We start from the raw sequence: 7037 nt of genomic DNA on the forward strand, positions 1-7037 counted from the left end.
GTCACCGAGCAGCCGGCCATGTCCAACGACGTCACGTAGTTCCCGACGAGCGTACGGGCCACCACCACCCCGCGCGCGGCGAGCACGCGCCGCCCCGACGGACCGAGCTGCCGCCCGGCCGAGGTGCCGACCACCAGGGCTGCTGCCCACCGGCAGCCCGGTCGCCCGGGCCGCCCACCGGTCGCCCGGACGGCGGCTCACCGGTCCCGACCCGGTCGTCCGCGAGCGGCGCTCCGACCGGGAGCGCCCCGTGGCCACCGTCCAGCCCTCCGCCGCGTGGCCCCGCGCCGCCCCCACCGGGGGCGGAGCCCGGTCGCCCGGCCGTGGCGGCGGACGGGTCGGGGCCGCGGTGCTGCGAGAATTGCCGTATGAGCGAGCCCGAGAACCCGACCCTCCCGACGACCGGCGCGGCACCTTCCGTGTCCGCGCCGGTGGACGCCGCCGCACCGGGCCCGCACCCGGCCACCGGCGGCCGGGTCTGGGCGGAGATCGACCTCGGGGCCGTTCGCGACAACGTACGGGCGCTGCGTGCCCGCGCCGCCGGCGGCGCCGACCTGATGGCCGTGGTCAAGGCCGACGGCTACGGCCACGGCGCGGTGCCGGTGGCGCGGGCGGCACGTGAGGCCGGCGCGACCTGGCTCGGCACCGCGACCCCGCAGGAGGCCCTCGCGCTGCGCGCGGCGGGTGACACCGGGCGGGTGCTGTGCTGGCTGTGGACGCCCGGCGGGCCGTGGCGCGAGGCGATCGAGGCGGAGCTCGACGTCACCGCCTCCGGGCACTGGGCGCTCCGGGAGATCCGCGCCGCCGCGCGTGCGGCCGGCCGCACGGCCCGGGTGCAGCTGAAGGTGGACACCGGACTCGGCCGCAACGGCTGCGCCCCGGCCGAGTGGCCGGGGCTGGTCGCGGCGGCTCGCGAGGCGGAGGCGGAGGGCGTCCTCCGGGTCACCGGGGTGTGGTCCCACTTCGCCTGCGCCGACGAGCCCGGGCACCCGTCCATCGCCGCACAGGAGGGGGTGTTCCGCGAGGCGCTGGCGACCGCCGCGCGCGCTGGACTCGACCCCGAGGTCCGCCATCTCGCCAACTCGCCGGCGACGCTGACCCTGCCCTCCTCCCACTACGACCTGGTCCGCACCGGTGTCTCGGTGTACGGCCTGTCGCCGTCGCCCGAGGTCGGGCTGCCGGGCGACTTCGGCCTCCGCCCCGCCATGACGCTCCGGGCGTCGCTCGCCTCGGTGAAGCGGGTGCCGGGCGGCCACGGCGTGAGCTACGGCCACCGCTACCGCACCCCGGGGGAGACGACGCTGGCGCTGGTGCCCGCCGGCTATGCCGACGGGGTGCCGCGCCACGCCTCCGGCACCGGTCCGGTGCTGCTGGCGGGGAAGTGGCGCACCGTCGCCGGGCGGGTCGCCATGGACCAGTTCGTCGTGGACCTCGGTGGGGACACCGCCGCCGAGGGCGACCCGGTGGTGCTGTTCGGACCCGGCCGCGAGGGGGAGCCGACGGCGGAGGACTGGGCCCGTGCGGCCGGGACGATCGGCTACGAGATCGTCACCCGCATCGGGGCCCGTGTACCCCGCGTCCACCTGGGCTGAGCGGGCCGGCCGGGCCGTGAACGCGCCGCCCGCTGGGCGCCCGGCGCGTACCATCCGGAGTCGGGGCGCCCGACGCCCCGCCGCCGCACGCGGACGGATCCACGGGATCGCCCCACGCGCCCGCCTCCGGGCGCGTCGCCGGCGGCACGCGACGACGGAGAGACGGCACGACGATGAGCGCGGGTACCACCCCGACCGGCGAGCACCCCGGACGGACCGACAGCCGGGGGCACGCCTCCGGTACGGTCGCCGGCGCCGACCGCACGATGCGGCTGGGCCGCGAGCTGGCGGCACTGCTGCGCGCCGGTGACCTGGTGCTGCTCAGCGGGGAGCTGGGCGCGGGCAAGACGACGCTGACGCGCGGTATCGGCGAAGGACTCGCCGTCCGCTCCGCGGTGGCCTCGCCGACGTTCGTGATCTCGCGGGTCCACCCGTCGCTGGGTGACGGTCCCGCGCTGGTCCACGTCGACGCCTACCGGCTCGCGGGCGGGCTGGACGAGATGGAGGACCTCGACCTCGACCTGGCGCTGCCCGACTCGGTGGTCGTCGTGGAGTGGGGCGAGGGCAAGGTCGAGGAGCTGTCGGACAGCCGGCTGCTGGTCCGGCTGGAGCGGCCCACCGGCGCCGGTGGCGGCGCGGCGGTCGACGGCGGAACGGACTGGAGCGCGCTGGACGGCGACGCACCGCGCGTCGTCACCCTCACCGGCGTCGGCCCGCGTTGGGCCGGGGTCGACCTCGCGGCGCTGCTGGACGGCGGCGAAGAGCCGTCGGGGCCGGGCACCGACTGACGGTCGGGCGGCGGGAGAGGTCTGCCCCCTTCGGGCGGACCGCTCCCGGAGGCCGCCCGCCCCCGCCGGGAGCGGCGTGGAACGGCGACCGTCGGGGGACGACCGTCAGGGAACGACGACGACCGGGGTGCCGACCTCGGTGAACTCCCACATGGCCTCGCCGTCGGTGGCGAACTGGCGGATACCGCCGGTGGGGGTGGTGGAGTCGGGGTCCGGGGTGGAGCCGTCGGTGGCGGTGGAGAAGCCGAAGACGACGGCGCCGGGGGCGTCGAACCCGATGACGTTCTCGATCGGGACACCGTCCGATCCGGTGATCCGCTCGGTCCTCGCGCTGACGAGGTAGCTCCCCGGATCGGGGTCGACCGAGCTGCGGTGGACGGGGTAGGTGGCGGTGATCTCGTCGCCCAGGCCGTCGTCCGCCGGGTCCACCAGCCACACCCGCTGGTCGGCCAGGCCGTACACGACCCGCTTGCCGTCGCCGGACTCCGCGGGCAGCGGGTGCTCCTCGCCACCGGCCTCCCCGTTCCCCTCCGGCTCGTCGTCCGCCCCCTCGGGGGCGTCGCCCGTGGGCTCCTCGCCGGGGGAGTGCTCGCCGTCCTCGCCGTCCGGCGACTGCTCGGAGACGGGGGGCGAGGCGCTCGGGGCGTCGCCGTCCGCCGCTGACGCCTGGTAGGCGAAGAAGCCGACGACCACCAGCGCGACGACGGTCAGTACGGAGACGAAGGCTCCGGGAGAGGCGTGGGTTTCGGAGCTGCCGCGTGCCACGATGAGCTGTCGCCTGTTCTCTTCGGAACATCGGATGAAGGGACCCGGAGAGGGCCGGGGACGACGGTAGCAGTCCCACCGCCCCCCACATCCCGGAACCGGCCGCCCGCGCACTGCGCCCACCGCCCCTCCTGCCCGGAGGCCGCCCGGAGGCCGCCCGGATGCGACGTGCGGCGCCGCGGCGGGTGCACCTGCGGCGGCGGGGACGGCCGGGCGCGGGCGCCGCCATAAACTGGGGGGCGTGCTACTGCTCGCGCTCGACACCGCCACCCCCGCCGTCACCGTTGCCCTCCACGACGGGACCCGCGTCCTGGCCGCGGGCGACACCGTGGACGCCCGCCGCCACGGCGAACTGCTGCTGCCCACCGTCGACCGGGTCCTGACCGAGGCCGGCCGCACCCTCGACGAGCTCACCGGCATCGTCGTCGGTGTCGGCCCCGGGCCGTACACCGGGCTCCGCGTGGGGATCGCCACCGGATCGGCCCTGGCGGCGGCCCGGTCCGTCCCCGTCCACGGCCTGTGCAGCCTCGACTCGCTGGCGTACGCCTCCGGCCTGACCGAGCCGTTCGTCGTGGCGACCGACGCTCGCCGCCGCGAGGTGTACTGGGCCCGCTACGAGGACGCCCGGCACCGCACCGGGGAGCCGGAGGTCGGCCGGCCGTCGGAACTGCCCGAGGAGGTGCGCGCGCTGCCCGCCCTCGGGGCGGGCGCCGCCCAGTACGCCGCCGACTTCCCCGGTCTCCTCCCCGACGCCCCCGCGCACGCCTCCGCCGCCGCCCTGGCGGCCCTGGCGGCCGAACGGCTGGCCGCCGGCGAGGAACTGGCCTCGCCGTCACCGCTGTACCTGCGGCGCCCCGACGCTCAGGTGCCCGCCGGGTACAAGGTCGTCACTCCGCCGGCGCCGCCGGCCCGGGACTCGTGACCACCGCTTCGCCCACCGACGGCGGGGTGCGGATCGCCACCATGCGCTGGTGGCACATCGACCCGGTCCTGTCGCTGGAGGAACGGCTCTTCCCGGAGGACGCCTGGTCGGCCGGGATGTTCTGGTCGGAGCTCGCCCACGCCCGGGGCTCCGCCCGGACCCGCCACTACGTCGTCGCGCTCCGCCCGGACGGCAAGCTCGCCGGGTACGCCGGTCTCGCCGCCGCCGGGCAGAGCGCCGACGTCCAGACCATCGCCGCCGCCCCCGAGCTCCACGGCACCGGGCTCGGCACCCGGCTGCTGCGCGAACTGCTGGACGCTGCCACCGCGTTCGGCAGCCAGGAGGTCTTCCTGGAGGTGCGCACCGACAACGAACCGGCCCAGCGGCTGTACCGCCGCCACGGCTTCGAACCGCTCGGAGTGCGCAAGAACTACTACCAGGCCGCCGGGATGGACGCCCTGGTCATGCGCAGGGACAACACCCGGCAGCCGCCGGGGCCGGCACCGGCCGGCCACCGACCACCCGCGTGATCGACACCGCGGCCCCGGCGCGACCCCGGCCGGCACGCACCCCGGCCGACACAACCGGCCCGCCGGCGCGGAGCACGGCGGCGGGCGACGACGAGGAAGGACCACCACCGTGACCATCGCCCTGATGTGGGAGGCCAAGGCGGCAGAGGGACGAGGCGAGGAGCTGCTGCGCTGGGCGCGCGGACAACGGCTCGCGACCGAGCCCTCGCGCCGTGAGACCTTCGCCGCGCCCGGCGACCGCGTCCTGGTGATCACCTGGTGGGAGGGGGAGGACGAGGTGTCGGCCGAGCTACCGGAACTGCCGACCCCGGAGTCCGACCTGATCGCCCGGCCGGTGCACCGCTGGCGGTTCCGCCAGGTCTGAGGCCGCCGACGACCCGGCCCGTGCCGACCACCGACCGGCCCGGCCGTGCCGACCACCGACCGCCGTGCGGGTGGCGCGCCGCACGGGGAGGCCGGGGCCCGCCGACCGTCGTGCGGGTCGCACTCGGCGCGGTGTTCGCCACCTGCGGTCGACCACGTGTACCGGGCACGCAACAACTCCGTCACGGCCCGCCGGAGCGCGCGCGGGCGCGCATACGATGCCTTGGCGGGCCGGGTCCCGACCACCCCGGCTCCGACCGGCCCGGGTGCCTGGACCGTGACCGACCGACCCGCGCCGCCGCGCCGGACGGACCGGCCGCACCGTGGCTGAGCAGGGGGAGGCCCGATGAGGGCGAGCGGAGACGGGCCGATACGGGCCCGCCTCGTCGCGACGGTGACCGCACTGGTCCTGGCGTCCGTGGGCGCGACCGCGCAGTCCGCCGCCGCGTCGCAGGCCGGGGCAGTCGGCGCGTCGCAGGTCGGGGCGCCGGCCGCGCTGCCCGCTCAGGACGGGACCGGGCCCGGCGGCCGTACGGACGCCGAACCGGGTGAGCCGGACGGCGCACCGGGGGCGCCCGCTCCGGACGACGTGGCGGACGCGGGGGGCGAACCCGAGGTGTCCGCAGGGCAGGCCGCCCACCTCGCCGAGCGGCTGGCCGAGGACCCCGTCTACATCAGCGACGCCGTCCCCCGCTCGGTGCCCCGCTCCACGGCCCCGCTCTACGCCGAGCAGCTCGAACGGCTCGACGTGTCCGCCTTCCTGCTGGTCCTGCCGCACGGCGCGGTCAACGGCGGCGACGCCCGCACCATGCTGGCGCGGGTCCACGACCGCGTGGGGGAGGACGGCGTCTACCTGCTGCTGAGCGGCGGCCGGCCCCACGCCGCCGCGTTCGGCACCGATCTCCCGGCGGACGCCGCAGCCGAGATCGCGGCGCAGGACCTGCCGCGCGACGCCGGCGCGCTGCGGGTCGTCACCGCCTTCGTCGACTCCCTGCTCGACGGCGACACCGAGAACCGGTTGGCCGAGGTGCGCGCTCGCGACTACGACGACCGGCCCGGGAAGATGTTCATCTCCCATACCGACCGCCGGAACCAGGCGTTCCTCACCGGGCTCGGCCTCGTGGGGCTCCCGCTGGTGGTGCTGGGCGCCGCGGGGGCGGTGCGGCTGGCCCGCCGCCGGGGTACGTGGCCGTTCCTGGTGGGCGTGCCGCTGGCCGTGCTGGCCGGGGCCGCGGTGCCGCTGGTGGCGCCGCAGGTCTTCGACGAGACCCTCACCCACGACCACGCGCTCCCCACCGAGGACGACCTCGGACTCCGGGTGGACCGCCTCGCCGCCGGGCTCGCCGACGCCCCGCTGTACGTCGACCCGGAGCTGCCGCCGCCGTTCACCGCCGAGGAGCGGGCGGAGATCACCGAACGCCTCGCGGAGCTGCCCGAGCCCGCCTACGTCCTGACCGTCGCCTCCGACCGGGACGCGGAGGTCGGCTACCGGGTCGACGACCTCGGACACCTGCTCCGTGGCGAGACCGGTGAGGACGGCACCTACGTCCTGCTGGAACCGGGCCGCCAGGACGTCACCCTCGTCGGGTACGGCTCCGCGCTCCCGCTCCGGGAGATCCGCGACTCCGTCCGAGAGGCCGCCGACTCCGCGCGCGAGGACGAGGAACGGATCACCGACGCCGAGGTCCTCGACGTCGTCCTCGGCGAGCTGGCGACCGCCGAGCCCGACCCGGACCGGTGGGAACGCACCCTCGACCAGGACTGGTACGAGGCGCCCGACCTGGAGGGCGACCGCACGCTGGGATCCATCTACGACGAGGACTTCGGCGGCGGCATCGCCGCCGGTGTGATGGGCGCGCTGCTGCTCGGTGGCATCCTCCTCGGGGCCGGCGCCGTCGTCGGCCACCGCCGCCACGGCCCGTCCACCGCCCTGACCCCGGCCGAGCGTGCCCGCGCCAAGGACCGCGCGCTGGAGGCCGAACTCCGCAAACGCGTCCAGGCGCAGGGCCCCTCCCGGCCCACCGTCCGCCGGCTGCGGACCGCCGCCGCCTCCGAGCTGCGCGACCTGGTGGCGGCG

The 7037-nt window shown here is 77.1% G+C and carries 7 protein-coding genes and 1 pseudogene; 6 read left to right on the top strand and 2 right to left on the bottom strand.

The window, feature by feature from the left end:
- Positions 1-92: pseudogene (locus HCJ92_RS25675) on the bottom strand (dihydroxyacetone kinase subunit DhaK); the annotation flags it as partial.
- Positions 93-368: 276 nt separating this feature from the next.
- On the opposite strand from HCJ92_RS25675, the gene alr reads away from it, so the two are divergent.
- Together alr and tsaE are read left to right on the top strand one after the other, a co-directional pair.
- Complete coding sequence (alr, locus tag HCJ92_RS20585; protein ID WP_167935110.1) at positions 369-1592, top strand: alanine racemase; 1224 nt, start codon at positions 369-371, stop codon at positions 1590-1592.
- A 173-nt stretch (positions 1593-1765) separates the two neighbouring features.
- Positions 1766-2380, top strand: a complete 615-nt coding sequence (gene tsaE, locus HCJ92_RS20590) for a tRNA (adenosine(37)-N6)-threonylcarbamoyltransferase complex ATPase subunit type 1 TsaE (RefSeq protein WP_167935111.1) — start codon at positions 1766-1768, stop codon at positions 2378-2380.
- A 105-nt stretch (positions 2381-2485) separates the two neighbouring features.
- Here tsaE and HCJ92_RS20595 read toward each other — a convergent pair whose 3' ends face one another.
- Positions 2486-3145, bottom strand: a complete 660-nt coding sequence (locus HCJ92_RS20595; RefSeq protein ID WP_167935112.1) for a L,D-transpeptidase — start codon at positions 3143-3145, stop codon at positions 2486-2488.
- Positions 3146-3386: 241 nt separating this feature from the next.
- On the opposite strand from HCJ92_RS20595, the gene tsaB reads away from it, so the two are divergent.
- The 4 genes from tsaB to HCJ92_RS20615 all read left to right on the top strand — a co-directional run.
- Positions 3387-4067, top strand: a complete 681-nt coding sequence (gene tsaB, locus HCJ92_RS20600) for a tRNA (adenosine(37)-N6)-threonylcarbamoyltransferase complex dimerization subunit type 1 TsaB (RefSeq protein ID WP_167935113.1) — start codon at positions 3387-3389, stop codon at positions 4065-4067.
- A 41-nt stretch (positions 4068-4108) separates the two neighbouring features.
- Positions 4109-4597, top strand: coding sequence for a ribosomal protein S18-alanine N-acetyltransferase (gene rimI, locus HCJ92_RS20605; RefSeq protein ID WP_167935116.1), 489 nt, complete (start codon positions 4109-4111; stop codon positions 4595-4597).
- Positions 4598-4706: 109 nt separating this feature from the next.
- Positions 4707-4961 (top strand): hypothetical protein, encoded by a 255-nt coding sequence (locus HCJ92_RS20610; RefSeq protein ID WP_167935114.1) that lies wholly within the window; start codon positions 4707-4709, stop codon positions 4959-4961.
- A gap of 345 nt (positions 4962-5306) precedes the next feature.
- A partial coding sequence (locus tag HCJ92_RS20615) for a hypothetical protein (RefSeq protein WP_167935115.1) occupies positions 5307-7037 on the top strand: 1731 nt, incomplete at its 3' end.

Origin of the sequence: Streptomyces spiramenti (assembly GCF_012034385.1) — a bacterium.
Taxonomy (GTDB): Bacteria; Actinomycetota; Actinomycetes; order Streptomycetales; family Streptomycetaceae; genus Streptomyces; species Streptomyces spiramenti.

Bases quoted from the DNA above. Each gene is read 5' to 3' on its own strand.
- alr (WP_167935110.1), top strand. From the start codon at position 369: ATGAGCGAGCCCGAGAACCCGACCCTCCCGACGACCGGCGCGGCACCT.
- tsaE (WP_167935111.1), top strand. From the start codon at position 1,766: ATGAGCGCGGGTACCACCCCGACCGGCGAGCACCCCGGACGGACCGAC.
- rimI (WP_167935116.1), top strand. From the start codon at position 4,109: ATGCGCTGGTGGCACATCGACCCGGTCCTGTCGCTGGAGGAACGGCTC.